A 26,466-nucleotide genomic window follows, 5' to 3' on the forward strand; every position below is an offset into this window, starting at 1 on the left:
TTGAACGGAATGGCGTGCGTGCCGTTGGCAATCGAACCGACGCCCGACAGCACCGCGCGATCTGATATGGAGCCCGAACCAATTGCGACGCCGCCGACCACCGATGCGCTCGACAAAGCGCCGAGCGCCACCGCGTTGTCCGCACCAGCCGAAGCACCGTTGCCGCCCGCAAAGCTGCTCGCGCCGCTCGCCGTGGCCGCCACGCCCGCCGCCAGCGCGTTGAGGCCGGTCGCGCCGTCGTTGTTGTAGTTGCCGCCTTGCGTGCCGCCGTCGTTGACGCTGTAGTAGTGCTTGGCGTTGGCCGTCACGACGCTCGCCAGGTTATCCACCGCCTCATCGGTCGCGTAAAGCTGCGAGCCGTTCACGGCATCCGTGCTGCTCGAGCTGATGCGACCCGCTGCCACGTTCGTCACCGTGCGCTCGTGACCGACGCTACCGACACTGACCGTGCTCGTCGGCGAGGTCCCGGCATACGCGTAGGCCGTGCCGTTGATGGTGTCGCCCGCGGTTCCCACGGCGACGGCGGTCGTCGAGCCGCTGCCGAGCGCCACGTCGCCCGCGTTGCCCGCCGTCGCGCCCTGGCCGAGCGCGGTGCCGCCCGCGCCCGAAGCGACGGCTCCGACGCCCGCTGCGAGCGCGTTTGTGCCGGTCGCGCCGTCATTGTTGTAGTTGCCACCCTGCGTGCCGCCGTCGTTGACACTGAAGTAGTGCGTCTTGTCGGCGGCGACGGTGGTCGCGAGCGCGTCGATCGCCTGATTGCTCTGGTACAACTGCGAGCCGTTCACGGCGTCCGTGCTCGTCGCGTTCAGCTGGCCGGCCGCGACGTTCTGGATCTGCCGCTCGGCACCAACTGTGCCGACGCTCACGACGCTCGTCGGATTGGTGCCCGCGAAGCTGTAGACCGTGCCGTTGATCGTCGTGCTCGACGTCGGCGTTGCTGTGCCGGTCTGCGAGCCCGAGCCCAGTGCGACGCTGTTCGCAAACGACGCGCTCGCGCCGGCGCCCAACGCAAGCGCGTCGATTGCCGTGCCGTGCGCGCCTGAGCCGATGGCGATGGACCCGGCGTTGGCTGCGCTCGCATTCGCGCCTTGAGCGATGGACTGCGCGCCGCTCGCGACCGAGCCGCTGCCCACGGCAATCGCATCTGCCTGCGCCGAGTTCGCGGCCTGCCCGATGGCGACCCCGCCCGGCGCCGTCGAATCGACGATCGCGCCGTTGCCCATGCCCACGCCGTTGTCGCCGTTGACCACAGTGGTCGGTCCGACTGCAACCGACTCCGCGCCGACCGCCAGCGAATCCGCAGCCGTCGAGTTCGCGTGGAAGTACATCTGCCCGGTCACTGCAAACGAAGACAACGCGCCGGCCAGCTGGCGGATCGTGACGGCATCGTGCGCCTGCGTACCATCGGCGACATTGGTCAGCTGACGATACGTGTTGCCACTTGCGCTCCCGAACGACACCGCGCCGAGCAACGTCTGGTCCGCCGTGTTGAACGGAATGGCGTGCGTGCCGTTGGCAATCGAACCGACGCCCGACAGCACCGCGCGATCTGATATGGAGCCCGAACCAATTGCGACGCCGCCCACCACCGATGCGCTCGACAAAGCGCCGAGCGCAACCGCGTTGTCCGCGAGCGCCGAAGCACCGTTGCCGCCCGCAAAGCTGCTCGCGCCGCTCGCCGTGGCCGCGACGCCCGCCGCCAGCGCGTTCAGACCGGTCGCGCCGTTGTTGTTGTAGTTGCCGCCTTGCGTGCCGCCGTCATTGACGCTGTAGTAATGCGTCTTGTCGGCGGCGACGGAGGTCGCGAGACTGTCGACAGCCTGGTTCGTCTGATAGAGCTGCGAGCCGTTCACCGCGTCCGTGCTGCTGCCGCTGAGGCTGCCCGCCGCCACGTTCTGGATCTGGCGCTCCGCACCTGGCGCGCCTACGCTCACCACGCTCGTGGGATTGGTGCCGGCAAAGCTGTACACCGTCCCGTTGATCGTCGTGCTCGGGGTGGGCGTCGCGGTACCGGTCTGCGAGCCGGAACCCAGCGCGACATCGTTCGCATTGTTGGCGACCGCGTTCGGGCCAATCGCGACGCTGTCGGTCCCGAGCGCCTGGCTGTCCGTCGCCGTCGAGTTCGCGTGGAAGTACTTGATGCCCGGCGCGCTGCCGCCGCCGGTGATGGCGGTAATGAGATTCTGTACCGAGGTATAGGTGTTGCCGCCGTAGCTGAGGCTGGTGGTGAGCGCTCCGGTCGTAGTGTTGTACGTGGTGCTTCCGCCGAGGCTCGACGCGACGCTGCTGCCGAGGTTCGTCACCTGGCCGCCGATCGTGTTGATAGCGGTATCGGCGGCGAAAAGCTGCGAGCCGTTCACAGCGTCCGTGCTGGAACCATTCACGCGTCCGGCCGCGACGTTGGACAACTGACGCGGCGCCGCCGAGGTGCCCACGCTGACGACGCCGCCGGGCGCACCACCCGCATAGATCACGCTCGTGCCGTTGAGGATGCCGCTCGGGGTGGGCACTGCCGCCGATGTCACAGTCGATCCCTGGCCCAGCGCCACATTGGAACCCGTGACGCCGCTCGTGATGCTCGCGCCCTGGCCGAGCACCGTGGAATTCGCCACGCCGTTGTCGGTGGACTGATTGCCGACCACGAGCGAGGCGGCCCCGCTCGCCGATGCGCCAAAGCCGCCGGCCGCCGCGTTCGCACCGGAAGACACCGGTTGCGTCGACGTGACAGAGGTATTGGACACGAACGGGCCTACGCTGCCGCTCGTCAAACTGTCGACAGCCTGGTTGGTCGCATAAAGTTCGCTGCCGTTCACCGCGTCGGTGCTGGTCGCGCTCACACGGCCCGCGGCGAGATTCGTCAGCGTGCGCTCATTGCCAACCGAGCCGATGCTCACCGTGCTGCTGGGCGTCGCGCCTTGCACTGCGTGCGTGACGCCGCCCACCGTGACGGTCGCTGTGTCGACGGCCGCGGCGGTGGTGCTGCCGGAGCCGAGCGCCACTGCGTTCGCGTTGGTCGCCGACGCGCCGGCGCCCAGCGCAATCGCGCCGCCGAGGTTCGCCACTGCCGTGTCGCCGAGCGCGAGCGCGCTCGCGCCGGTTGCGTTGCTCGCGTTGCCTAGCGCGACGGCGCCCTGGCCGCTCGCCGTGTTGCCGTTGCCTTGCGCGACCGCGCCATTGCCGGTTGCCGTGTTGTCCGCGCCTACTGCAATCGCGCCATTGCCCGTTGCGCTATTCGGATCGCCGATGGCGACGGCGCCGTTGCCGCTGACCGTCTGCGCCTGACCGAGCGCGACAGCGCCGGTGCCGCTCAGCACCTGGGAACTGTGGCCGCCGGCAATCGAGCCGGCGCCTGCCGCGGCGGCGACAGTGTTGGTGTCGCCGATGGCGACCGTCGACGCGGCTTGCGCATTGGATAAACGGCCAATCGCAACGGCTTGAGCAGCACTCGCTGTGGCACCGTTACCCATCGCCACAGCGGCCGTGCCCGCACTTTGAGCACCCGATCCTTCCGCAATGGCGGCCACGCCTGACGCAATAGCCTGATTACCGAAAGCCAGCGCAAAATTGCCGGACGCATTTGAGAAGGGGCCAATAGCAACGGCACTTGTTCCAGTTACATTTGCCTGAATGCCCATTCCGATACCGTAGAGACCGGAAGATTGCACGTCGGTGCCGATGGCAATAGCCGATTCTGCGGCAGCCCCCACACCGGTCGTACGCGCGCCGACGTAAATGGCGTTGAGGGCGGTTGAATAGGCCTGCCAGCCAATCGCCGTCGCGTGGGTTGTGGTCGCTTGGGTCGAAAGTCCTACCGCGGTCGCACCATTGCCGTTGGCCTTGGTGCTGCCACCTAATGCAGTCGAACCGATGCCGGCCGTAGCGTTCTCACCGACGGCGGTCGCATTCCCTCCGTTTGCGTTTGCACTGACGCCAAGCGCTGTGGCGTTGCCGGCAGTTGCCAGCGCACCTGCGCCTAGTGCAGTGGCATTGCCGACCGTTGCCTGCGAACCTTCACCTATAGCGGTCGTGTAGCTGCTCGCTGCCTGGGAAGAGTCGCCAAGTGCGGTGGCGTGGTCTCCGGTTGCTTTCGCCAGGGGACCGACGGCCGTTGAGAGGTTGCCGCTGGAAACCGCGTCGACGCCAATACCAATTGCCGCCGACCCGCTCGCGGTGACGTCCGTACCGATGCCAATTGCCGACGCCGCCGTCGCTCCGGTACCGGCAGCTGTCCGCGCGCCCATGTAAATAGTGTTGGTGTTGGACGCAATCGCCTGGAAGCCGAACGACACGGCGTTGAGTCCCGTACTGCTCGCGCCATACCCGACCGCGGTGGCGCCGCCTCCCGACGCCGAGGACATAAAGCCCACGCAGGTCGTGCTGCCGCTATAAAAGTTATAGGGCGCCGCCGAGCAGCTTGCCTGCGCCTGCGCCTGCGCACCCCATCCGCCCACGCCAATTGCTAGCAGCACTGTCAGCACGCGTGGATTCGCACCGCGGGGCGTAATGGGACCGGATTCGCCCCATTCACCGTTGCGCCCATCGCATACGGAGGCAGCCGCCCCTGACTTCCCCTTCCCGCGCGAGCTGTCCAGCTCCGATGCCGCGACGAAGACGCCCAGCGCCCTGTTCCAGATGGTCCGATATGCCCTGTTCATGCCGTTGTCCCGATGAATAATTGAAATGTGAAATTCATAAGCACGAGCTTGCGCACGCCTCCTGTTGCTTAGGATGCCTATTTATATCGCTTAAAACGTCTCGTGTGGTCGAATTGCTTTAGCGTTGGTGTTTCAGGAAGTCGCTTATGGTTTTGATAACCAACGAATCATCAGTGCGACCGAAGAACACTTCTCGCACAATTAACTCGCATGCATAAAGGAAAAAGCAAGCCTCAACCGGATATCCGGCTTTCGGACAAAGTGACCGCTGAGACAATTGATGGATTGCCGCGTTACGAAGGCCCGAACCGACACGGCACAGCGACAGCAATGGGGCGGCGGACCGCCCATTGGCGGCCTTGATGTTGTGGTATCGCCGAGCGTACGCCCGGACTCTTTCGGACTCGGATACTCATGGTTGCCTGCCCCTGATGCCGCATCATTTCGTTTCGCCCGCGCTTAATGGCGAAATTGTCGTATGCCACGCGCGAGCGCTACTCATTCAAATAAATAAGCACTATGTAAGACGAGGGTCGACCTACTCGTGTTAGATGCGCTGCCTCGCATGAGGCATTGCGTAACAAAAAGAAAGTTGTGTGCTCAAGGGAACTTTCTCACAAGGCTTTTCATTTGTCCACGGAAAGCCTGCGACTATTTCCGGCTATTGCAGGATTTAACAATTGAGAGGGTCGCTGCAATTCCGCCGCGACTTGAGAATGACATCCAATTATGCATGGCGCAATGCTGATAAGCGCCCGGCGTTGCTTTGCACAAGGCCGAAGCCGATACCGCTGGTAAGGTCGCTCGGTCTGTGCGTTTCAGGTCTCGAATGGCCGCTTGTCGTCTAGACAATGAGCGCCCAAGAACGCCGATGTGCGCCGACAGCTTGCGTCGTTGCATATGGACAAAGACTTTGGCGCGACGTGCGCTGATGTCATGGAGACTAGCTCGACGCTTTGCAAGAAGCATCGATGAGAAGTTGATCGATCGCAGCAGATCTTATTGGTGCGCAGACGTTCCCTGGAATGTCCGCTGGATGCGCCGCCCTTGTTATCGGCATTAAAAACCAGGCCGATTGCTCGGATTGTCGACGATTCATGCACTCTTGTCGAACGGCCGCCCTTGGCCGAGGGTGTGTCAAAACGATGATTGACCCCAACCATAACAAGACATTCAGAGCAAAGACCCAAGTTCTCGTGGTGTGCCGTAATTCGGGCTTCGATGCGGGTGTGCGCCTCAATCGCCTGGTGTCAGAAGCGCATCCGTTCAATGCCCAATGCCCGGCACGTTCAGGCTCTTCCGGATCGTCATTGTCGCGCGAGTGATCGCTGGCTGTCGAAGCCGTGGACAGGTTCTCAGCCAGTATCCGCGCTTCGCACGCCACCATACGGCTCCGACCGTCCGCACTCTTGCCTCGGACCGTCGATGCGTCTGAACCATCTTGATCAGCCGAGATTGACGGGCAAATCGTCGTAGCGCCTGAGCTTGTAGAACAGTAGAGAAGCCAACCAGCTGACGACGAAAATGCCAATCACCGCGTAGCCGAGCAAGCCAAAATTGTCCGACGCGGCGCCGACGATGTCCCAGAAGCCACCCTTCAGATCCAGCTTGTCGGCGATCAGTGCCAGCGCTTCGATGCCGCCGATCAACACCGCCACGACCACCGACACGAACGTGATGGTGATGTTGTAGTAGAGCTTGCGAACCGGTTTCGTGAACGCCCAGCCATAGGCGCCGAGCATCAGTACGCCGTCGATAGTATCGATCAGGCACATGCCAGCGGTAAAAAGCGCCGGAAAAATCAGGATCGTCGCGAGCGACATCCCGTCGGCGGCCTGAGCCGCTGAAATACCGAACAACGCGACTTTCGTGGCGGTATCGAAGCCCAGCCCGAACAGGAAGCCGATCGGATACATATGCCAGCTACGCGAGACGAGCCGGAACAGCGGACGAAAGACTCGCGACAGAAAACCGCGCCTGTTGAGCAGCATGTCGAGATCTTCCTCGACCAGGCGCTCGCCGCGTTGGACACGACGGAAAGTCTTCACGACCGATACGAGAATCATCACGTTCACGATTGCCAGCACCAGCAGGAAGCCTGCTGAAACGGAGGTGCTGATTACGCTGCCGATCGCTTTCATGTCTTCGAAGCGTGCTTTCAGCGTAACCGCCGCGAAAGCAACGGCAATCGACAGCGCGATGACGATCGTCGAATGACCTAGCGAAAAGAAAAACCCCACGGCAACCGGCCGTTTTCCACCCTGCATCAGTTTGCGCGTCGTATTGTCGAGCGCAATGACCTGTTCACCGGGATGCCTGCGGGCGTCATCTACCGGGTCACTGGCAAAGGTGGGCTGGCGCGCAGCATTCTGATTCCTATTGAGTTGCATGTGCAACTACAGTCTCTGCGGCTTGACACGCCCACCCTCGTCATCGATCGCCTGGTGCACCGGGAAGTACGTTTCCAGATTGGCGGCGGACAAGCTACTTCGGAATCCTTTTCATCAGCCAGCAATCGGGCACTGGGTTTTTCTTACGGGTTCCACGGCCTGCGGCACCGCTACGCACAAGCTCGTCTCAAGACGCTCTTGAGCATGGACCTGGATCCATTGGACTGCCTGGAGATTTTGTCCCAGGAATTGGGCCACCTCCGCCCTGATATATCACTTGTCTATACAACACGGAGAAAGTCAGATGGCACGGAGAACTGATCGTCCGAAAGGGATGCGCGCGCGTCGCGATCGAAACGGGGTAGTCACCTATTATCTGCTGCGCAAGGACGGTTCAAAACTTGTCCTGGGCCAGAACTTTGAGCTTGCCTGCGCGCAATGGGTTCACGAGCAGCAATCGCGCGTCGCGCTCGCTTGTCCGGCGACTGCCCTCGAACTTCTGCACGGCATTGAACAGTGCTCATTGCCCTTGGCAAGCAGACAAGCCACCGCTCGCCGGCGCAGCGAAATGGATACACTCCGGGCTTTTTTCACCGAACACGGGGACCCCACGCTTGAGGAGATCACGGGCGAGGATGTGTTTCTGCGGTGGTACGGAGACGCGGTTCGTCCAGGCCAACCCGACTCTGCCATCCGGATGTTCAGGTTGGTGTGGAAATCTGCGTCGAAACTCTGGATCGTTAGCACCGGTTGCCCGTGGAATACCTTCGATTTGCGCAAAGCCCAACTGAAGATGGAAGCGGCGGACGTCGTCCGGCACTTCGCATCGACCCCACTGTCGGAATTTCTTGAAGCACTTTTGGGTAAGTCTACTGCGACAACCGGACACTGTGTAGTTGACGGGTACGACCACGCTGAGCGTATGCAAAATGAACTAAAGCATGCTGTGACGCGCGCCGTTCTTATGCTGCGCAAATGCGGACGCGCCGATCTCGTAGCGCCGGTATACCAGCTCAAGATTGGCGAGCTAATTGCGCTGAGTGACTCAGCAATTCTTCCTTTGGCGCGTCCTCCGGGCCTCATTCTACTCAACCATCAACGAAACGAGATTCTCGGCTCAATCAAGGCGAAGGCTAATGCTTCCGTGAGTGATTCTGACACGTCACGGCGACACGACCGAATCGAACCGGCAGAAGGTGTAACGCGCTCTGCGCCACCAAGTGGCTTCGTCGTGGAGGAGCGATGACTGAGCGATTCGTAACCAACGAGGAATTGAAACGACCGCGAGATTCGATGTTCCTGACGAGGGATGAACTGACCCATCTGACCGGACGGCGGCAGCGTGGAAGTCAAGCGCAAGTACTTCGCATGATGGGGATCGAGCACCGAGTCCGACCCGATGGCCATATCATCGTACTCCGCCGGCATGTCGAACAACTATTCGGCGCCGAAATGGGGAACCGAGGCGGCAGGGAACCCATGCCTAATTGGAGCGCTGCATAATGCCGAAGAAGCGAAACCCCGAAAACCGAGGCTTGCCGGAGCGCTGGCGACGAATTCACGGTGCCTATTATTACCGGGTGCCAAACGGGCTGGAAGGTGCATGGGACGGAAAAAAACAATTCCGTCTTGGCAACACCCTGCCGGACGCTTACAAAGTCTGGGCTGATCGACTCTCGACCCTCGACGATGCGAAGACTATTGGCGAACTGCTAGACCGTTATGCGCTCCAAGTGGTTCCGACGAAAGAGATCACGACGCAGGCGCACAACGCCGTGGCGATCAAGCGCCTGCGCGCCGTGCTCGGCGCGATGCCGTTGACTTCAATCAAGCGGCGCCACGTTTATCAATACGTCGATAAACGATCCGCAAAGACCGCGGCGAGGCGCGAGATCGAAGTTCTCTCACACGCATACACGAAGGCCGTCGAGTGGGGTTATCTCGACAGACACCCATTCAAGCGCGAGGTCCGGCTCGAAGGCCAGAAGCCGCGTACGCGTTACATCGAGGATTGGGAGATCGTCGAATGTCTGTCACTAGAGTCGCGCCGGAAGACCGGAAGCGTGCTCGCGATCCAGGCATACATGCGGATCAAGCTGCTGACTGGTCTGCGCCGCGGCGACCTGCTGCGACTGACGATGTCCGACCTGAAAGACGATGGCATTCATGTCACGCCCGGCAAGACCGAAAACACGACCGGCAAGCGGCTGATTTATGAATGGACGGACGAGTTGCGCGAAGCGATCACGCTCGCGAAATCGGTGCGGCCCGTGTTGATCGCACCCTGGCTATTCTGTAATCGACGCGGCGACTGCTACTTCAACGACGACGGACGCGCCGGCGGATGGGACACGATGTGGCGCAACTTCATGGTGCGCGTGCTCGAAGAAACGAAGGTCAAAGAGCACTTCAGCGAGCACGACCTCCGCGCGAAATGCGCCAGCGATGCCGAGACGCTCGAACACGCGCAAGCACTTCTCGCCCACGCGGACGGAAAGGTGACAGAAAGGATTTATCGACGGAAACCGGAGCGTGTGAAGCCGCTTCGTTGAAAAATCTATGGCACAGCCCCGACTCTATGGCACAGCGGAAATGCTTGATCGGCTGCAAAGCCTTATAGGGCGGGTGGCGGAGAGACGGGGATTCGAACCCCGGATAGGTTATTAACCTATACACGCTTTCCAGGCGTGCGACTTAAACCGCTCATCCATCTCTCCGGCGGGGAGCCGAATTATAGCAAACTTCGCGCGCTCCGCTACACCCCTTGCGCAAAGGCGTCTACGGATGCCGGATGTAGTCCACCAGCGCCCTCGTATAAGCATCCGGTTTGCGGTCGACGAGGCTCACGCCGATCGCCACCAGAAAGCCTGCGGGCACACCGAACACGCCCGAACTGATCGGCTCGATGCCGAACCATCGCGGCCCCGCGAAGCCCGTCATCTGCGTGAGGAAGGGATACGTCGAGACGATGTAGTAGATGCACACCAGCAGCCCCGCCAGCATGCCGGCCACCGCGCCAAGCCGCGTCGTGCGCTTCCAGAACACGCCCAGCACGAGCACCGGAAACAGGCTCGACGCCGCCAACGAAAACGCCGCGCCCACCAGAAACAGAATGTTGCCCGTATTCAGCGACGCCACATACGACGCAAACAGCGCCACCCCAAGCAGCAGAATCTTCGAAATGGTCACACGCCGCTGACTCGACGCGCCCGGGTCGACCATGTGGTAATACACGTCGTGCGATAGGGCATTTGCAATCGTGAGCAGCAAACCATCCGCAGTGGACAGCGCCGCGGCCAACGCGCCCGCCGCGATGAGACCCGACATCACATATGGCAGTCCCGCAATTTCCGGCGCGGCAAGCACCACCATGTCGGGCTGCATCTGAATCTCGCTCCATCGCACGATGCCGTCGCCGTTCGTGTCCGCGAGACTGATCAGGCTCGGCTCCACCTTGCGCCATTGCGTGAGCCATTGCGGCAAATCGGAAAAGTGATGACCGACGAGGTTCGTCAATATTTCGTACTTGATCAGCACCGCGAGCACCGGCACGGTCACGTAAAACAGCGCGACGAAAAACAGCGTCCAGCCGACGGAGCGTCGCGCCGAAGCAACCGACGTCGTCGTGTTATAGCGCGTCAGAATATGCGGCAAGCTCGCCGTGCCGAGCGACAGGCACAGCAGCAGCGACAGAAAATTGCGCTCATGCATGCGCCGGTCTTCATCGCTGGCTGCGGGAAACGGCTCGTGCATCGGCAGCGGCGCGGCGGCGCGCATCAGCATTTCGTCGCGCTGCTGGGTCCACACGATCTGCGCGGCGGCTGCATCGCGTGGAAACTGCTCGAGCGCTTTCTCGCGCTCCTTGATCTCGCGCAGAGGACCATTGCGGCGACGCAAACTGCTCACTTCCTGCGTGAGCCGCAACTTCTCCGCGACGAACGAATGCGGCAGCATGTCGAGCCGCTGTTGCATCAGCGCAGCACGGCGGCGGTAGTCGTCCCGCACGGTTTGCTCGAGCGGTTCATTGCGCACCTGCTTCTCGAGGCTTTCCATACGCTCCATCAAACGGCCGTAGCTCAATTGCGGCACCCAGCCGAGGCCGTCCTTATGCGCGATCATCGAAACAGGAATCAGGATCGCCGCGATCAGGATGATGTATTGCGCAACCTGGGTCCACGTCACCGCGCGCATGCCGCCGAGAAACGAACACACGAGAATGCCCGCGAGTCCGCAGAAAATGCCGACGGCGAAGTCGACGCCGATAAAGCGCGTCGCAATCAGGCCGACGCCCTGAATCTGCGCAACGAGATAAACGAACGAACAGAGAATCGCCGACAATGCTGCAAGCCCACGCACCGCATTGCTCGAAAAACGCGTGCCGAGGAAATCGGGAATCGTGTAGCGCGCGAGCTTACGCACGTACGGCGCAAGCAGAAACGCGACGAGACAATAGCCGCCGGTCCAGCCCATCAGATAGGCCAGCCCGTCGTAGCCGGTTGCGTAGATGGACCCGGCAAGGCCGATGAACGACGCCGCCGAGAGCCAGTCCGCCGCCGTCGCCATGCCGTTGAACGCGGACGGCACGCGCCGCCCCGCCACATAGTATTCGACGAGATCGGACGTGCGCGACAGTAAGCCGATCACCGCATACACGGCAATCGGCACGAACAGGAACACGTAGCCGATCCACATGCCCGGGCCGGTTGTGCGCTCGATGCGCCACATTACATAGATGAAGAGCAGAAAGCCGAGCGTGTAAAACGCGTATGAGCGGATGAGCCGATTCGTCAGCTTCATCGGCTCAGGTTCCGCGTACGCCGGCATCGGCGGCGGCAGTCGGGCTCGCAGTCGGGCCCTCAGTCACGCTTGCGGTGATAGCGGCATTGGCATCCGCAGCGGCATTGGCGTCGGCCTCCAACGCGCGTTGCAACTGGCGGTCGGCACGCTGCATCGACAGGATGTACACGACGATCAGCGCGAGATAGATCAGGATCGCGCCTTGTGCGCCGAAGTAGAACGGCAACCTGAAGCCGGCAAAACGCAGATGCGCCAGAGCGGGTGCCGCAAGCGGCAACAGGAACGATACAGCGAAGCCAACCGTCATCAACGCCGCGATCAACGCGAGGTTAAACCGCCAGTATTTCTGATGCGCGCGAGCCAGCGCCGCCGACACCGCCGGCGGTTCGGGCGCGGGATTCTGCGTAGCGTGAGAGGAGTGGTGAGGCGCGGCCATGCGCCTATGTATCAAAAAGGCACCGGGCAGGCAATCGGGATTGTCCGCGCGATGGCCGGTCCTCGCACCCGGACAGGAGTGCATCGTTCGATACGCTCCTGTCCTTTCACCTGCATCGCAGAGCCAGTAGAGCTAGTAGACTCAAGCGCACGCTCACAGCGACTCGCCGAGCTGATCGAGAATCGCCGGGTTCTCCAGCGTGGAAACGTCCTGCGTGATCGCCTCGCCCTTTGCAAGCGAACGCAGCAGACGGCGCATGATCTTGCCCGAACGCGTCTTCGGCAAATTCTCGCCGAAGCGGATGTCCTTCGGTTTTGCGATCGGGCCGATTTCCTTGCCGACCCAGTTGCGCAATTCGTTGGCGAGTTTGACTGCCTCCTCGCCTTCCGGACGCGCGCGCTTCAATACGACGAACGCGCATACCGCTTCGCCGGTCGTTGCATCCGGACGCCCCACCACCGCCGCTTCGGCGACGATCGGGTTCGACACCAGCGCCGACTCGATTTCCATCGTGCCGAGACGGTGGCCCGACACATTGAGCACGTCGTCAATGCGGCCCATGATCGTGAAGTAGCCGGTTTCCTTGTCGCGCACGGCGCCGTCGCCGGCGAGATACAGCCTGCCGCCGAGTTCCTCCGGGAAATAGCTCTTCCTGTAGCGATCGGGATCGCCCCACACGTTACGCAACATCGCCGGCCACGGCCGCTTCACGACCAGAATGCCGCCCTGCCCGTTCGGCACGTCCTGGCCGGTTTCGTCGACGACAGCCGCCATGATGCCCGGCAACGGCAGCGTGCACGAACCCGGTACTAAAGGCGTCGCGCCCGGCAACGGCGTGATCATGTGACCGCCGGTTTCAGTCTGCCACCACGTATCGACAATCGGGCAGCGTCCGCCGCCGACGTTCTCGTGATACCACACCCACGCTTCCGGATTAATCGGCTCGCCGACCGTGCCGATGATGCGCAGCGTCGACAGATCGTAGCTTTTCGGATGCACTTTCTGATCAGCTTCCGCGGCCTTGATCAGCGAGCGGATCGCGGTGGGCGCCGTATAGAAGAGCGTGACCTTGTGCTTCGCGATCATGTCCCAGAAGCGGCCCGCGTTCGGATAGGTCGGCACGCCTTCGAACACGACCTGGGTGCCGCCGAGCGTCAGCGGACCGTACGTGATGTAGCTATGACCCGTGACCCAGCCGATGTCGGCCGTACACCAGAACACGTCGGTGGGCTTCCAGTCGAAGGTCCACTTCATGGTCTGCGCGGCCCACAACAGATAGCCGCCAGTGCTGTGCTGCACGCCCTTGGGCTTGCCCGTCGAACCGGATGTATAGAGGATAAAGAGCGGATGCTCGGCGCCGACCCACTCCGGCTCGCATTGATCCGACTCGGCTTGCGTGATGTCGTGCATCCACAGATCGCGGCTTTCGTTCCACGCAATGTTGCCGCCGGTGCGCTTGTAGACGATCACGCTCTTCACTGCGTCGCAGCCGCCCATCGCGAGCGCTTCGTCGGCGATGTTCTTCAACGGCAGCGCCTTGCCGCCGCGCATCTGTTCGTCAGAAGTGATGAGCGCAACCGCGCCCACATCCACGAGGCGCTCGTTGAGCGACTTCGACGAGAAGCCGCCGAACACGACGGAGTGCGTCGCCCCGATCCGCGCGCAAGCCTGCATCGCGACGATGCCCTCGATGGACATCGGCATATAGATCACCACGCGATCGCCCTTCTTCACGCCGCGTTTTTTCAGCGCGTTCGCAAAGCGCGACACACGTTGCAGCAAATCCTGATAGGTGACGTTGGTGACGGTGCCGTCGTCGGCTTCGAAAACGATCGCGACGCGCTCGCCGTTACCCGCTTCCACGTGACGGTCGATGCTGTTGTACGACGCGTTCAACTGGCCGTCTTCGAACCACGTATAGAACGGCGCTTTCGATTCGTCGAGCACCTTCGTGAAGGGCTTGTTCCAGCTTAGCGTCTCGCGAGCGAGGCGCGCCCAGAAGGCTTCGTAATCTCTGTCCGCCTCGGCGGTCAGCGCATGGTAAGCGTCCATGCCGGAGATCGTGGCGCCGGCCGCTGCTTGCGCGGATGGCGGGAAAACACGGCGTTCCTGAAGAACCGATTCAATCGCAGACATCGACAACCCCTTGGTGAAGATGAAACGTAAAACCTGTGCCGGCGCACCGTCGGCGCGCCATGTGATGTTGACACCGCAATCGCAAAAGCCGATGGACGGCGCGCTGTCTCCTGCCCCGCACATCGACCGTTGAAGGTCGCCGTGCCGCGGACCGTTCTGCCTGCGTGCATTCATGCGGCAACGCAACATGAACACATGAGAGGCAACGTCCGCTCTCATGTTCAACCATAAGCGGTGCAACTTACCGGCCACTTACGCGAGCCGCATCGGCTTGCCCGCAAAAACCCTTAGGCGATTCGTACGACGCTTTCAATCACGCTACGCCTGCTGCACTCGCCATGCGCGCATCGACGGCTCGGCTCGTTCCGCTCGTTCGGTTCGTTCTTTACGCTGCGTTGCGGGCCCTAATACAATGCTAACTGAACTAGCCGCCCGGATTCCAGTTTGAATCGCTATGCCCTGCTTCTGATTACTTCGATGCTGCTCGTCGGCAGCAATGTCGGTATCGGTAAATCGATTGTCGAGTTCGTCCCCGTCCCTCTCTTCGCGCTGCTGCGTTTCGTGATCGCAATGGCGGTGCTATGGCCGCTTCTGCGTGTAGCGAAACTGCGTCGCGTGAAGCGCGACGAATGGGTCAATCTGTTTTTGCAGGCGCTTTTCGGCACCTTCGGGTTTACGCTGCTGATGCTAAACGGCGTACAGCGCACGAGTGCGGTGGCCGCGGGGGTCATTACGAGCACGATTCCCGCGGTCGTCGCTCTGCTTTCGTGGCTGATTCTGAACGAGCGGGCGAACGGGCGCGCGCTGGCGTCGATTGCATTGGCAATTGCGGGCGTCGTCGTCATCAATCTCGCGCATGTCGATTCCAGCGCGCGTGGCGAGACTTCGCTCGCCGGCAATCTGATGGTGCTCGGCGCCGCGTGTTGCGAGTCGCTCTATGTCATTCTCTCGCGGCGCCTCACGCAAACGCTTGCACCCATCGACATCTGCGCTTACACGCATCTGTTCGGCCTGTTGTTGATGCTGCCGTTGGGCGCGACCGCGCTCGTCGATTTCGACTATCGCGCGGTGCCGTTCAGCGTGTGGACACTGCTGCTGTGGTACGGGCTGTCCGCGAGCATCTTCTCCTTCTGGCTCTGGATGAAGGGCATTCGCCATGTGCCGGGCAGTCTCGCCGGCGTGTTCAGCGCCGTGCTGCCGGTTGCGGCGGCCCTCTACGGCATCGCGTTTCTGGACGAGCGTCCGACGCTTGCACACGGCGTCGCGCTTGCTTGCGTGATTGCGGGCATTGGACTCGCGAGTCTGAGAGTCAAGCGAGTACCGCCGGTCGCATCGTGAGCCCATATGTTTATAAGCGGGCGGCTGTATCGACGCCGTCATGAGCAGGATCTCACTCACCGATTGACTTGCGCGGGCCGTCGCCATCGGTTCCATTGCGCAGGGCGTCAGCCATCGGCTGCGCTTGCGCGCGTTCTCATGCGCCGATGCTCGCGCCATCCGCCTTGACGCCTGGATGCCTGGACGCCGGGCCACTGCCCGCCGCGCCGCAGCAAATCCGCCTGACGCTGTACAATAGCGCGCGCTGATGCGAGCGCCGCAAGCCCGCTGGCAAGCCAACAGGTGGGCCGGCTTTGTGCCTGCGCCGCGCGGTCTGCGCCTCGCTTTGCGTGCCCGATCCCGCGCGTGATTGCACAGGGGCGGCGCATTTGGTCCACGTTTCATCACCTGCGTTCGATCCGACTCTTGCCTATGTCCGCTCCGCGACCCGACTCCGCGCGTCAACGCCGCCCCATGCGCCCGCTGCCCGTGATCATCTTCATGAGCCGCTGGCTGCAGGTGCCGCTCTATCTGGGGCTGATCGTCGCCCAGGCCGTCTACGTGGTGCTGTTCCTGAAGGAAGTCTGGCATCTGGTCACGGCTTCCATGACGCTCGACGAAACCAACATCATGCTGGTCGTGCTCGGGCTCATCGACGTGGTGATGATCTCGAACCTGCTGATCATGGTGATCATCGGCGGGTATGAAACATTCGTGTCGCGTCTCGGTGTGGAAGGCCATCCGGACGAACCGGAATGGCTCGATCATGTGAACGCCGGTGTGCTGAAGGTGAAGCTCTCGATGGCGCTCATCAGCATCTCGTCGATCCATCTGCTGAAGACGTTCATCAGCCCTGAGCAGAACACGACGCACACGATCATGTGGCAGGTCATCATCCACGTCGCGTTCCTCCTCTCGGCACTGATCATGGCCTTCGTCGACCGGCTGACCACGCACACGCATCCAACCCATTTTCAGGAACCCGCGGATTTGCGGCCGCTGGGTTCCAACGGTTCCACTCCCCTGAAAGCGCACGACTGACCGCACAGCCTGCGAACAGAAAAAAGCGCTGCCGTCCCCACCGAGCTTAGCCATGACCGTCATCAAACAGGAAGATCTGATTCAGAGCATTGCTGATTCGCTGCAATACATCAGCTATTACCATCCGCTCGATTACATCCAGGCCTTGGGCCGCGCGTACGAACTCGAACAGAGCCCGGCCGCGAAAGATGCGATTGCGCAGATCCTCACCAACAGCCGCATGTGCGCGGAAGGCAAGCGTCCGATCTGTCAGGATACGGGCATCGTCACGGTGTTCGTGAAGGTCGGCATGGACGTGCGTTGGGCAAGTGAAAACGGCAGCGCGACGATGAGCGTCACCGACATGATCAACGAAGGCGTGCGCCGCGGTTATCTGAACCCGGACAACGTGCTGCGCGCGTCGATCGTGAGCCCGCCGGAAGGCGCGCGCAAGAATACGAAAGACAACACGCCGGCCGTGATCCACTACGAGATCGTGCCGGGCGATAAGGTCGACGTGCAGGTCGCAGCCAAGGGCGGCGGCTCCGAAAACAAGTCGAAGTTCGCGATGCTGAATCCGTCGGACTCCATCGTCGACTGGATTCTGAAGACCGTACCGACAATGGGCGCGGGCTGGTGCCCGCCGGGCATGCTCGGTATCGGCATCGGCGGCACGGCTGAGAAAGCGATGCTGATGGCGAAGGAATCGCTGATGGACCCCATCGACGTTCAGGATGTGATCGCACGCGGCCCGAAGGACTGGATCGAAGAACTGCGCGTGGAACTGCACGAGAAGGTCAACGCGCTGGGCATCGGCGCGCAGGGTCTTGGCGGCCTCGCCACCGTGCTCGACGTGAAGATCATGGCCGCGCCCACGCACGCTGCGTCGAAGCCGGTCGCGATCATCCCGAACTGCGCGGCCACGCGTCACGCGCATTTCACGCTGGACGGCTCGGGCGTTGCAAAGCTCGAAGCGCCGTCGCTCGACGCATGGCCGAAGGTGCAATGGGAGCCGAACACGGAAACCAGCCAGCGCGTCGATCTGAATACGCTGACGCCGGAACAGGTCGCTTCGTGGAAGCCGGGCCAGACGCTCCTGCTGTCGGGCAAGATGTTGACGGGCCGCGACGCCGCGCACAAGCGCATCGCCGATATGCTGGCCAAGGGCGAGAAGCTGCCGGTCGACTTCACGAACCGCGTGATCTATTACGTGGGCCCGGTCGATCCGGTGCGCGACGAAGCGGTCGGTCCCGCAGGCCCGACCACCGCAACGCGCATGGACAAGTTCACCGAGACCATGCTGTCGCAAACCGGTCTGATTTCGATGATCGGCAAGGCCGAGCGCGGGCCGGTCGCAATCGAGGCGATCAAGAAGCACAAGGCCGCGTATCTGATGGCCGTGGGCGGCGCGGCTTACCTCGTGTCCAAGGCGATCCGCAGCGCGAAGGTGCTCGCATTCGAAGACCTGGGCATGGAAGCGATCTACGAATTCGACGTGCAGGACATGCCGGTTACGGTCGCCGTCGATTCGAACGGCACCTCGGTGCACCAGACCGGTCCGAAGGAATGGCAAGCGAAGATCGGCAAGATTCCGGTCGCGACCGTCTGATTCGCTGCTGACGCGGATCGCGTGTCATCGCGTGTTATGAGAAGCCGGGACCACGGTCCCGGCTTTTTTCATGGATGGCACCTGTTACGCGCATAGGCGGGACCGACATCGAAAGATGTTCTGTTCTCTTGGCTTTTTCAGGTGTGACGTTTATTGTTGTTGGAAATTTGAAGTCCCCCCAAAAGGAAAGATCATGCAAGGCGACAAGAAAGTTATCGAGTATCTCAACGCGCAGTTGAAAAACGAACTCACCGCGATCAACCAGTATTTCCTGCACGCGCGGATGTATAAGCATTGGGGCCTCGAGAAACTCGGCAAGCATGAATACGACGAATCGATCGGCGAAATGAAGCATGCGGACTGGCTGATCGAACGGATCTTCATGCTCGACGGTCTGCCGAATCTGCAAGATCTGCACAAGCTGCTGATCGGCGAGGAAACGAAAGAAATTCTCGAATGCGATTTGAAGCTCGAGCAGATCTCGCAGAGCACCTGCAAGGAAGCCATCGCGTATTGCGAAACAGTTCGCGATTTCATCTCGCGTGAAATCTTCGTGAAGATTCTCGACGACACGGAAGAGCACATCGACTGGCTCGAAACGCAACTCGATCTGATCGACAAGGTCGGCATCCAGAACTACCAGCAAACCGCAATGGGTTCGGTGGAGTCCTAAGCGGCGCGCGTGGCAAGTCCCGGGCGCCGGCGCACGAACCGCTATACGAGATGATCGCGCGGCGCCAGCGATATACTTGCTCGCTTCCTTTTTTACAAATTCGCCTTTACGCCGCGCCGCGTGCCCTGATCGTCTATGTCCGCCGAATCGCCGTCCCTGAATGCATCAGTTGCCTCGTTGAGGGCGGATTCGCGCGCGCCCGTCGGCATTTTCGACTCGGGTCTCGGCGGCCTGTCGGTGTTGCGAGCGGTTCGCGCGCAATTGCCTGACGAGGCGTTGCTGTACGCCGCCGATTCGCTTTACGCGCCATACGGCGAGCGCGACGACGACTTTATCGCCGACCGCACGCTGGCTATCGGCGAATGGCTCGTCAAACAGGGCGCGAAAGCGCTGGTCGTCGCCTGCAACACGGCGACCGCGCAGTCCATCGCGCTGGTTCGCGAGAAACTGCCGATTCCGCTCGTCGGCGTCGAACCGGGCATCAAGCCCGCCGCGCTGCAATCGAAAACCCGTGTGGCCGGCGTGCTTGCCACGCAAGTCACGCTGCGTAGCGCGCGCTTTCAGGCGCTGCTCGAACGCTACGCCGCGGATTGCCGCTTTCTGTGCCAGCCCGGCCACGGGCTCGTCCAGGCTGTCGAGCGCTGCGACGTCGGCTCAGCGGAATTGCAAACGCTGCTGCGCGGCTACCTTCAGCCGATGCTCGACGCCGGCGCCGATACGCTGGTGCTCGGCTGCACTCACTATCCTTTCCTCGACGCTGCGATTCGCGACATCCTCGGCGACCGGCTCGCGCTCATCGACACCAGCGTAGCCATTGCGCGCCAGTTGGAGCGCGTGCTCGAACAACACGGCCTACGCGCGGCGCGGCCAACGGCGGACGCCGCGTTGCCGCGCTTCTATTCCACCGGCGACGGCACGCATCTGCGGCAACTTGTCGCCACGCTGCTGCACATTGACGCCGACGTCGAGCGCGTGCTGATTCCTTCGCGCCGTACGGCGCTGTCCTCGCAACCGGCCTGAAAGCTGCGCGGAACGCCAGTTCCGGGGAACTCCGCTCGCGTTTTTATGCACTTTCAATGCACTCTTGCGTACGGTCGAGCGGACGCTAGTACCGCCGGCTCCTGGTCGAAACCCTTCTAAGAGTCTGGTTTTGTTACAAAAAACCAATTGGGACGCTTGCCAAACGGCTCAAACAAAATGATAATAATTCGCATTAACGTTAGCTATGACGCCCGCCATGATTGTCTGTGTCTGCAAGTCTGTTTCCGACCGAAAGATCCGTGCTTCGATTGCGGAAGGCGTCGACTCGTTCGACGAGCTGCAGTTCGAGCTCGGCGTGGCTTCGTGCTGCGGCAAGTGCGCGGACTCGGTGCGCGACGTCATGATGCAAAGCGGTGTATGCGCGAGCCGTTGCGGCTTCGAGCATCAGCAGCAAGCGATGCCGGTGACGTTTTATGAACGCAAGGCGGCTTAAGAGAGATTCCGGCGCTGGCATATATCAGCACCTGCGCCCTATCGTTTGCCGTGGCTTTACCGTGTTTTCTGGTGCTGATTTCGCGCTGTTTAGTTAAACCCCTGCCGTCAGCAAGCCAGTATCCCTGCCAGCCAGCTACCCGCTCACCCGTCAATGGAACTCGAGATGGAATTGCTGATTGGTTTCGTGACCACATTGTGTATTTCGCTGCTGATCTTTCGAACATGACGATGTTTTGTCAGGCGTGCTGCATCGACAGCGCGCCGCCACGCTAACATGCAGGCTTCGCATACCGCTCCGGCCGGCGCCGCACCGGCTTCATACACCTCAATGAATCCCCGCGTCGTAACCGCGACCGCCCTGGTTGCGGCGGTTCACGTGGCGTTGCTTGCTGTGGTTCTCACATTGCGCCACGACCCCGTGCAGCCAGCGCTCGTGTCGCGCGTGATGACCGCGCAGTTGCTGCCGCCTGCGCCTGTTGCCGCGCCGGTCGCGATGCAATCGGTCGCCCCGCCGCCGCCCACGCCCACGCCGCCGGTTCACAGCAAGCCGAAATTGCAGCCGAAGCCGACGCCGAAGCCGACCCCGGCGCCGCTGCACGAGGCGCCGGCGCCGTCGCCGACCTCCCTGGCAGCCGCCGAACCGACGCCGGCCGCGCCGCCCACTCCGGCGGCACCGCCCGCGCCGGCCCCGGCCGCGCCCGCCATCGGGCGTCAGACGATGGATATCGCAGCGCCCAGGAACGTCTCGCACCTCGACTGCAACATCGCCAAGCCCGACTATCCGGCGCTGTCCAGACGCCGCGGTGAAACCGGCACCGCGTATGTAAAGTTCGTGGTTGGCCTGACCGGCAAGCTCGAGAACATCGAATTGAAGAAAAGCAGCGGCTTTAGCCGCCTCGACGACGCGGCGCTCGCTGCCGCGCATGCGAGCGCGTGCAAGCCCTATCTCGAAGACGGTCAGCCCGTTCGGGCCGCGTATACCCAGCCTTACAACTTCAATCTCGAAGATTGAAGCGGATTCTAAAAAAGGAATTGCAATGCAAAACTACGGATTGGCGCACGTGTGGGCGCAAGGGGATTTCGTCACGCGCGGTATCGCGCTCGCGTTGCTGGTGATGTCGGTGATGTCGTGGAGCGTGATCGTCATCAAAGGTTGGAACGTGATGCGATTGAACCGTCTCACGAAGAATGCCGAGCAGGCGTTCTGGCATTCCGACGATCTCGCCGACGGCGTGAAGAAGCTCGGCGCCGGATCGTCGACGCCGCACGACAACCCGTTCCTCGCGCTCGCGCTGTCGGGCCAGGAAGCGGCCGATCACCACCATCAGACGCAGCCTCACTTGCACGACCGCATGGACGTATCCGATTGGGTCACGCGCTGCCTGAAGGACACAATGGACGAAAGCGTCGCGCGTATGCAAAGCGGCCTCGCGATTCTCGCGTCGATCGGCAGCACGGCTCCGTTCGTCGGTCTTTTCGGCACCGTGTGGGGCATTTATCACGCGCTGCTGGCGATTGGCGCGAGCGGCCAGTCGTCGATCGACCAGGTGGCGGGTCCAGTCGGCGAAGCGCTGATCATGACCGCATTTGGTCTATTCGTGGCGATTCCGGCCGTGTTGGGCTACAACGCGCTGACGCGTGCGAACAAGGCCATCGTCGCGAAGCTGAGCCGTTTTGCGCACGGCTTGCACGCATTCTTCGTGACGGGCGCACGCCTGTCGTCGTCCAAACGCGGCGACGGCCTGCGTCTCGCCACTCGCGCCAACTGAAGCGCCCACTGAACGACGAGGCATACAGATGGCAATGAGCCCCTTTGCCGGCGACGATGACGACGGCCTGATGAACGAAATCAACATGACGCCGCTCGTCGACGTCATGTTGGTTCTCCTGATCGTTTTCATGGTGACGATTCCCGTGATCCGTCATGCGGTGAAAATCGATCTGCCGCATGCAAGCAGTCAGAAGGAAGATACGAAGCCCGCTCAAGTCACGGTCGCTGTGGACGCGAACGGCAACGTGCTGTGGAACGACAAGAAAGTGGACGAAGTCGAACTGAGCGCGAAAATTGCAGAGGCCGCGCAGGCGAATCCGCAACCCGAATTGCATCTCGATGCGGATCGTAAAGTGCCTTACGAAAAGGTCGCGCAGGTGATGTCGGCGGCGCAGGCTGGCGGCTTGACGAAAATCGGCTTCGTTACGCAGCCGAAAGCCAGGTGACGGTTCTGTGCCTGGCATGCGGTATCGCCGGAAGTGAAGAAAAGCGCCTAAAACAAGGGCTAAAAGTAAAAGGCCTTCATCGTCTGATGAAGGCCTTTTTTGTGCGCGCTCGGCGCCTTCGGGCGGCGGGATCACTTGCCATCGGTCGAAGACTGTTGACTCTGATCACCGCATGCGACAGCCGTGCTCGACACGGACAGCGCGGTCAGCCCTATCAGGCCGGCTATGATAGCGGCCATGAGTTTTCGCATAAGAGACTCCTTAGCGAAGGGATTTCAATATAGCCCCATGAGCTCGCCCATACAAGCAAACGGCCATTGAAAGTACTCATGACAGGCCGCGCTTCAATGCTAAAAGCGATGCCGCGAAGCGCGCGATCTGCTAGGACGCCGCAGCGACCGTCGCGCGCGCCGCGGTGGGCTGCTGGCGCGCCGGGGGTGCTTCGGGCGCCGGGCATTCACGCATGATGTGCTTACCTTCATCGGGATCGAGCATCTCGACGAGATAGTCGACGAAAGCACGTACGGCCGGCACCATTCCTTGTCGCGACACGAACACCGCATACAACTGCGGCATCGGAAAAGTCCAGCCCGGCATCACCGGCGACAATTGACCCGCGCGCAACGCGGCGCCATACATCATCTCTGGCAGCGCGGCAATACCCACACCGGCGAGCACCGCTTCGCGAATCGTCGACAGATCAGCGGTGACGAGGCGCGGCTCGTGTTCATGCGCGTGACGTGTGCCGTCCGGCGCGATCAGGTTGTAGACGTGCCGTCCGTCGCCCGTCGGCACGTCGAGCGTTTCGAAGCGCGACAGGTCGCCCGGCTCGAGCGGCGGCGCGTTCTGCTGCAACAGACTCGGCGCGCCAACCAGCATCTGCTGCGTGCGCCATAGCGGCCGCACCACGATGTTGGCGTTTTCCGGCGGATCCGAACGCACGCGCAACGCGACGTCGATCGAGTCTTCGAACAGATCCACCACGCGGTTGGTCACTCGCATCACCACGCGCACTTCCGGATAGCGATGCATGAACTCCGGCAGGATCGTCGAGAGGATGGTCTGCGAAACCGTGACGGGCACACTCACGCGCACCGTGCCGCGCGGCGACGAACGCAATTGCTGCACGACGTTGACGGCCGCCTGCGCCTCGCTCAACATCGCCTGACAATGCTGGTAGAAAAGTTGGCCGGCCTCGGTCAGCGCCAGCTTGCGTGTCGAGCGCTGCAATAGCCTCACGCCGAGCGACGCTTCCAGTTCCGTCAAGCGGCGCGACAGACGCGACTTGGAGATACCCAGCACCCGTTCGGCGGCGGAAAAACCGCCATGTTCGACGACCTGCGAGAAATACATCAGGTCATTCAGATTGTGTGAATCGATCTTCATCTCATCGTTCCAGTAATAGAACAATCCATTGCGTGTCGGCCGCTGGCACCCGGAAAAACGGTCCCTATAATATCTCCATGTTTCAAAAATAACGCTATTCCCCATTTTTCGAGGTGACATTTGATGACCGCGACACGCACGATCGAACGCACGTATCCCGCCGTTCGCACGATTGAAGGTGGCGGTTTCGTCGTCCACCGCCCGTTCCCCACTCGCCTGCTGATGGACTTCGATCCGTTCCTGTTGCTCGACGAAATGGGCCCGGTCGACTACGCGCCGGGCGAGGCCAAGGGCGCGCCCGACCACCCGCATCGCGGCTTCGAGACCGTCACGTATGTGCTCGAAGGCCAGTTCGGTCACAAGGATTCGGCGGGCCACTCCGGCACACTGCACGCCGGCGACGTGCAATGGATGACTGCGGGCGCGGGCGTCGTACATAGCGAGATGCCGGACCCGTCGTTCATACGGACGGGCGGACGCGTGCATGGCTTGCAACTGTGGGTGAATCTGCCGCGTCGCGACAAGATGATCGCGCCGCGTTATCAGGAGATGCCGTCGTCGGAGATTCCGGTGGCGACCTCGGCCGACGGCAAGGTTCGCGTGAAGGTGATCGCCGGTGAGGCGCTCGGCGTGAAAGCCGCCGTCGAAACGCGCACGCCCATTGTGTATCAGCACTTTTCGTTGCAGCCGGGCGCGACGATCCGCCAGCCGGTGCCCGCCGACTATCGCGTGTTCGCGTATGGACTGTCGGGCACAGGCTTTTACGGCGAAGGCGACGCACGCCAGCACATCGACGCGCGCAAGATGGTCGTGTTCAACGACGACGGCGACTCGGTCACGCTCACGGCTGGCGCCGAACCGCTCGAGGTGCTGCTGCTAGGCGGCGTGCCGTTAAAGGAACCGGTGGTGCGCTATGGCCCGTTCGTGATGAACACGGAAGAAGAAATCCGCCAGGCGGTCGTCGATTACCAGGCCGGACGCATGGGCACGATCACGCACTGAGCGAGCGCTAAGAGACCGCTGAACAAGCGTGTCGCGCGACAGACGTCGTTAGCCCGCTTGCGCCATCCGACGCCGCTGCCGACCCGCAAACGCGGCGCGCGTCTCGCGGCGCAAATGCCGCTGACTTCGTTCACAATAGCGATTCCTGCCGCGCCCTCGTCTTGACGCTATGAGCCGTTGCGCGCGGCGATTTCCGTCCCTGCTCAGGAGCGCGCATGGCAGAAACCACCGTTATCGCCCATATCGGTTCGACGAATTACCAGGTCCATTTCGACGACGGCAAGCACACATGGCTCGCTGACGAACCGGAATCGCTAGGCGGCGGCGATCGCGGCCCGGCTCCTGTCTCGTTGCTGCTGTCGAGCCTCGGCGCGTGCACGTCGGTTACGCTGAAAATGTACGCGCAGCGCAAAGATTGGCCGCTCGAAGAAGTGCATGTGACCCTTGGCATCGAAATCGGCGAAGAAGGCTCGACTATCGACCGCAAAATCACGCTGCACGGCGAATTGTCGGACGAGCAGCGGGAACGACTCTTGCAAATCGCCAATGCATGCCCAGTTCATAAAATCCTCACGCGCTCGATCACGATCCGCTCGGGTTTGACCGCCGCGTAGCGTGGCGAACGGTCCGGCAAGCGAGAGCACCTGACCCGGCCACGCCGTTGCAACGCTTTCATAGGATGCTGTCGTCTTGAATTTCGAACACCTTATCCAGATCAACGACCCGTTGAATCCGTTTGTCGACTCGATGACCCGCGAGCAGTTGTGGGAAGGGCTCGTGTTGCGCGCCGAACAGCCGCAACTGTTCGTGATGGGACTCGACAGTTGCACGATTCTTTCGCGCGAAGGCAATACGCTCGAGCGAGAACTGCACTACGGCCAGGCCACGGTCCGCGACCGCGTGACGCTCCACGAAAGCCAGAGCGTGCGCTACGACATCCTGCCGACGGCGGACTACGTAGGCGGCTCGCTGACGATGACCATCGAGCAGCCGGATGAATTGCAACTGTTCTTGCGCTTCGAATACGCGACTACGCTGCCGGTCTCCAACGACCAGGACGCGGTGCAGACGCAGGAGATCGTCAAGTCCGCTTATCGCGAGAACGACATCGATACCGTGCGGCTGATTCGTCAGTACGTGCAGGCGAAGCAGGAGCCGGGTTCGCTGCACTGAGCTTTTCTGGTCACAGCCCCTGCCGCCCGAAAGGACACAAATCGGGCGGTGCGGATCAGCTGCGCGCAACGCGGCTACGGCCCTACCTCACCGCATTGCCTCCTCGCCCGCGCCGCTCCCTCGTCTATCGAAAGCGCGATCCGATGAATTTCTACTTCTTGTAAATAGGAATGGTTATC

General features: G+C 61.8%; 20 protein-coding genes, 1 tRNA gene and 1 pseudogene. 15 read left to right on the forward strand and 7 right to left on the reverse strand.

Annotation, left to right across the window (positions count from 1 at the left end; genetic code table 11):
- Nucleotides 1-4,655 (reverse strand): ESPR-type extended signal peptide-containing protein (locus F759_RS0129555; protein ID WP_027803037.1); only part of this gene is annotated, 4,655 nt, incomplete at its 3' end.
- A 1,445-nt stretch (nt 4,656-6,100) separates the two neighbouring features.
- A pseudogene (locus tag F759_RS38920) lies at nt 6,101-6,961 on the reverse strand (HoxN/HupN/NixA family nickel/cobalt transporter); the annotation flags it as partial.
- A gap of 388 nt (nt 6,962-7,349) precedes the next feature.
- Here F759_RS38920 and F759_RS0129570 point away from each other — a divergent pair.
- From F759_RS0129570 to F759_RS0129580, 3 genes are read left to right on the forward strand one after another with little or no spacing between them, the layout of a single operon-like run.
- Entirely contained in the window at nt 7,350-8,291 is a 942-nt protein-coding gene (locus F759_RS0129570) for a hypothetical protein (RefSeq protein WP_152530736.1), read from the forward strand.
- A gap of 47 nt (nt 8,292-8,338) precedes the next feature.
- Nucleotides 8,339-8,548, forward strand: a complete 210-nt coding sequence (locus F759_RS38930) for a DUF4224 domain-containing protein (protein WP_036025547.1) — start codon at nt 8,339-8,341, stop codon at nt 8,546-8,548.
- Nucleotides 8,549-8,580: 32 nt separating this feature from the next.
- Nucleotides 8,581-9,597 (forward strand): tyrosine-type recombinase/integrase, encoded by a 1,017-nt coding sequence (locus tag F759_RS0129580; protein ID WP_244438945.1) that lies wholly within the window; start codon nt 8,581-8,583, stop codon nt 9,595-9,597.
- Nucleotides 9,598-9,671: 74 nt separating this feature from the next.
- On the opposite strand, the gene F759_RS0129585 is transcribed toward F759_RS0129580, so the two are convergent.
- From F759_RS0129585 to acs, 4 genes are all read right to left on the reverse strand, one after another.
- Nucleotides 9,672-9,762 (reverse strand) — tRNA-Ser (locus tag F759_RS0129585).
- A 61-nt stretch (nt 9,763-9,823) separates the two neighbouring features.
- The gene (locus tag F759_RS0129590) at nt 9,824-11,842 is read right to left on the reverse strand and encodes a sodium:solute symporter family protein (protein WP_027803040.1); all 2,019 of its coding nucleotides are present in this window, start codon (nt 11,840-11,842) and stop codon (nt 9,824-9,826) included.
- Between the two features lie 4 nt (nt 11,843-11,846).
- A complete protein-coding gene (locus F759_RS0129595; protein WP_027803041.1) occupies nt 11,847-12,278 on the reverse strand; it encodes a DUF4212 domain-containing protein in 432 nt (143 codons plus the stop codon).
- A gap of 153 nt (nt 12,279-12,431) precedes the next feature.
- Nucleotides 12,432-14,414: an acetate--CoA ligase gene (gene acs, locus F759_RS0129600; RefSeq protein ID WP_027803042.1), complete on the reverse strand. Its 1,983-nt coding sequence runs from the start codon at nt 14,412-14,414 to the stop codon at nt 12,432-12,434.
- Nucleotides 14,415-14,858: 444 nt separating this feature from the next.
- Between acs and F759_RS0129605 the strand changes: the two genes are divergently transcribed.
- The 9 genes from F759_RS0129605 to F759_RS0129645 all read left to right on the forward strand — a co-directional run bounded on the left by F759_RS0129605 (nt 14,859) and on the right by F759_RS0129645 (nt 22,726).
- Nucleotides 14,859-15,752, forward strand: coding sequence for a DMT family transporter (locus tag F759_RS0129605; protein WP_027803043.1), 894 nt, complete (start codon nt 14,859-14,861; stop codon nt 15,750-15,752).
- A 453-nt stretch (nt 15,753-16,205) separates the two neighbouring features.
- The gene (locus F759_RS0129610) at nt 16,206-16,772 is read left to right on the forward strand and encodes a TIGR00645 family protein (RefSeq protein ID WP_027803044.1); all 567 of its coding nucleotides are present in this window, start codon (nt 16,206-16,208) and stop codon (nt 16,770-16,772) included.
- A 52-nt stretch (nt 16,773-16,824) separates the two neighbouring features.
- Nucleotides 16,825-18,360 carry a fumarate hydratase gene (locus tag F759_RS0129615; protein ID WP_027803045.1) on the forward strand — a complete coding sequence of 512 codons (1,536 nt, stop codon included), beginning with the start codon at nt 16,825-16,827 and terminating at the stop codon, nt 18,358-18,360.
- A gap of 193 nt (nt 18,361-18,553) precedes the next feature.
- A complete protein-coding gene (bfr, locus tag F759_RS0129620; protein ID WP_027803046.1) occupies nt 18,554-19,033 on the forward strand; it encodes a bacterioferritin in 480 nt (159 codons plus the stop codon).
- Between the two features lie 135 nt (nt 19,034-19,168).
- Nucleotides 19,169-20,053, forward strand: coding sequence for a glutamate racemase (gene murI / locus F759_RS0129625; protein ID WP_027803047.1), 885 nt, complete (start codon nt 19,169-19,171; stop codon nt 20,051-20,053).
- Between the two features lie 217 nt (nt 20,054-20,270).
- Nucleotides 20,271-20,507, forward strand: a complete 237-nt coding sequence (locus F759_RS0129630; protein ID WP_027803048.1) for a (2Fe-2S)-binding protein — start codon at nt 20,271-20,273, stop codon at nt 20,505-20,507.
- A gap of 276 nt (nt 20,508-20,783) precedes the next feature.
- On the forward strand, nt 20,784-21,521 hold the full coding sequence (locus F759_RS0129635; protein ID WP_027803049.1) for an energy transducer TonB: 738 nt from the start codon (nt 20,784-20,786) through the stop codon (nt 21,519-21,521).
- Nucleotides 21,522-21,546: 25 nt separating this feature from the next.
- Entirely contained in the window at nt 21,547-22,278 is a 732-nt protein-coding gene (locus F759_RS0129640) for a MotA/TolQ/ExbB proton channel family protein (protein WP_027779251.1), read from the forward strand.
- Nucleotides 22,279-22,306: 28 nt separating this feature from the next.
- Nucleotides 22,307-22,726, forward strand: coding sequence for an ExbD/TolR family protein (locus F759_RS0129645; RefSeq protein ID WP_027803050.1), 420 nt, complete (start codon nt 22,307-22,309; stop codon nt 22,724-22,726).
- A 381-nt stretch (nt 22,727-23,107) separates the two neighbouring features.
- Here F759_RS0129645 and F759_RS0129655 read toward each other — a convergent pair whose 3' ends face one another.
- Nucleotides 23,108-24,112 (reverse strand): LysR family transcriptional regulator, encoded by a 1,005-nt coding sequence (locus F759_RS0129655; RefSeq protein WP_027803051.1) that lies wholly within the window; start codon nt 24,110-24,112, stop codon nt 23,108-23,110.
- Nucleotides 24,113-24,235: 123 nt separating this feature from the next.
- On the opposite strand from F759_RS0129655, the gene F759_RS0129660 reads away from it, so the two are divergent.
- From F759_RS0129660 to F759_RS0129670, 3 genes are all read left to right on the forward strand, one after another.
- Complete coding sequence (locus F759_RS0129660) at nt 24,236-25,114, forward strand: pirin family protein (protein ID WP_027803052.1); 879 nt, start codon at nt 24,236-24,238, stop codon at nt 25,112-25,114.
- A 215-nt stretch (nt 25,115-25,329) separates the two neighbouring features.
- The gene (locus F759_RS0129665; RefSeq protein ID WP_027803053.1) at nt 25,330-25,728 is read left to right on the forward strand and encodes an OsmC family protein; all 399 of its coding nucleotides are present in this window, start codon (nt 25,330-25,332) and stop codon (nt 25,726-25,728) included.
- 76 nt (nt 25,729-25,804) lie between these two features.
- Complete coding sequence (locus F759_RS0129670) at nt 25,805-26,287, forward strand: SRPBCC family protein (RefSeq protein WP_015002198.1); 483 nt, start codon at nt 25,805-25,807, stop codon at nt 26,285-26,287.
- The last annotated feature ends 179 nt before the right edge of the window (nt 26,288-26,466 follow it).

The organism is Paraburkholderia dilworthii, from assembly GCF_000472525.1.
GTDB classification, from domain to species: domain Bacteria; phylum Pseudomonadota; class Gammaproteobacteria; order Burkholderiales; family Burkholderiaceae; genus Paraburkholderia; species Paraburkholderia dilworthii.

What these genes read in the sequence shown, in the direction of transcription:
- F759_RS0129570 (WP_152530736.1), top strand. Translation starts at nt 7,350, where the DNA reads ATGGCACGGAGAACTGATCGTCCGAAAGGGATGCGCGCGCGTCGCGAT.
- F759_RS38930 (WP_036025547.1), top strand. Translation starts at nt 8,339, where the DNA reads ATGTTCCTGACGAGGGATGAACTGACCCATCTGACCGGACGGCGGCAG.
- F759_RS0129590 (WP_027803040.1), bottom strand. Translation starts at nt 11,842, where the DNA reads ATGAAGCTGACGAATCGGCTCATCCGCTCATACGCGTTTTACACGCTC.
- F759_RS0129595 (WP_027803041.1), bottom strand. Translation starts at nt 12,278, where the DNA reads ATGGCCGCGCCTCACCACTCCTCTCACGCTACGCAGAATCCCGCGCCC.
- acs (WP_027803042.1), bottom strand. Translation starts at nt 14,414, where the DNA reads ATGTCTGCGATTGAATCGGTTCTTCAGGAACGCCGTGTTTTCCCGCCA.
- F759_RS0129610 (WP_027803044.1), top strand. Translation starts at nt 16,206, where the DNA reads ATGCGCCCGCTGCCCGTGATCATCTTCATGAGCCGCTGGCTGCAGGTG.
- F759_RS0129615 (WP_027803045.1), top strand. Translation starts at nt 16,825, where the DNA reads ATGACCGTCATCAAACAGGAAGATCTGATTCAGAGCATTGCTGATTCG.
- bfr (WP_027803046.1), top strand. Translation starts at nt 18,554, where the DNA reads ATGCAAGGCGACAAGAAAGTTATCGAGTATCTCAACGCGCAGTTGAAA.
- murI (WP_027803047.1), top strand. Translation starts at nt 19,169, where the DNA reads ATGTCCGCCGAATCGCCGTCCCTGAATGCATCAGTTGCCTCGTTGAGG.
- F759_RS0129630 (WP_027803048.1), top strand. Translation starts at nt 20,271, where the DNA reads ATGATTGTCTGTGTCTGCAAGTCTGTTTCCGACCGAAAGATCCGTGCT.
- F759_RS0129635 (WP_027803049.1), top strand. Translation starts at nt 20,784, where the DNA reads ATGCAGGCTTCGCATACCGCTCCGGCCGGCGCCGCACCGGCTTCATAC.
- F759_RS0129640 (WP_027779251.1), top strand. Translation starts at nt 21,547, where the DNA reads ATGCAAAACTACGGATTGGCGCACGTGTGGGCGCAAGGGGATTTCGTC.
- F759_RS0129645 (WP_027803050.1), top strand. Translation starts at nt 22,307, where the DNA reads ATGGCAATGAGCCCCTTTGCCGGCGACGATGACGACGGCCTGATGAAC.
- F759_RS0129655 (WP_027803051.1), bottom strand. Translation starts at nt 24,112, where the DNA reads ATGAAGATCGATTCACACAATCTGAATGACCTGATGTATTTCTCGCAG.
- F759_RS0129660 (WP_027803052.1), top strand. Translation starts at nt 24,236, where the DNA reads ATGACCGCGACACGCACGATCGAACGCACGTATCCCGCCGTTCGCACG.
- F759_RS0129665 (WP_027803053.1), top strand. Translation starts at nt 25,330, where the DNA reads ATGGCAGAAACCACCGTTATCGCCCATATCGGTTCGACGAATTACCAG.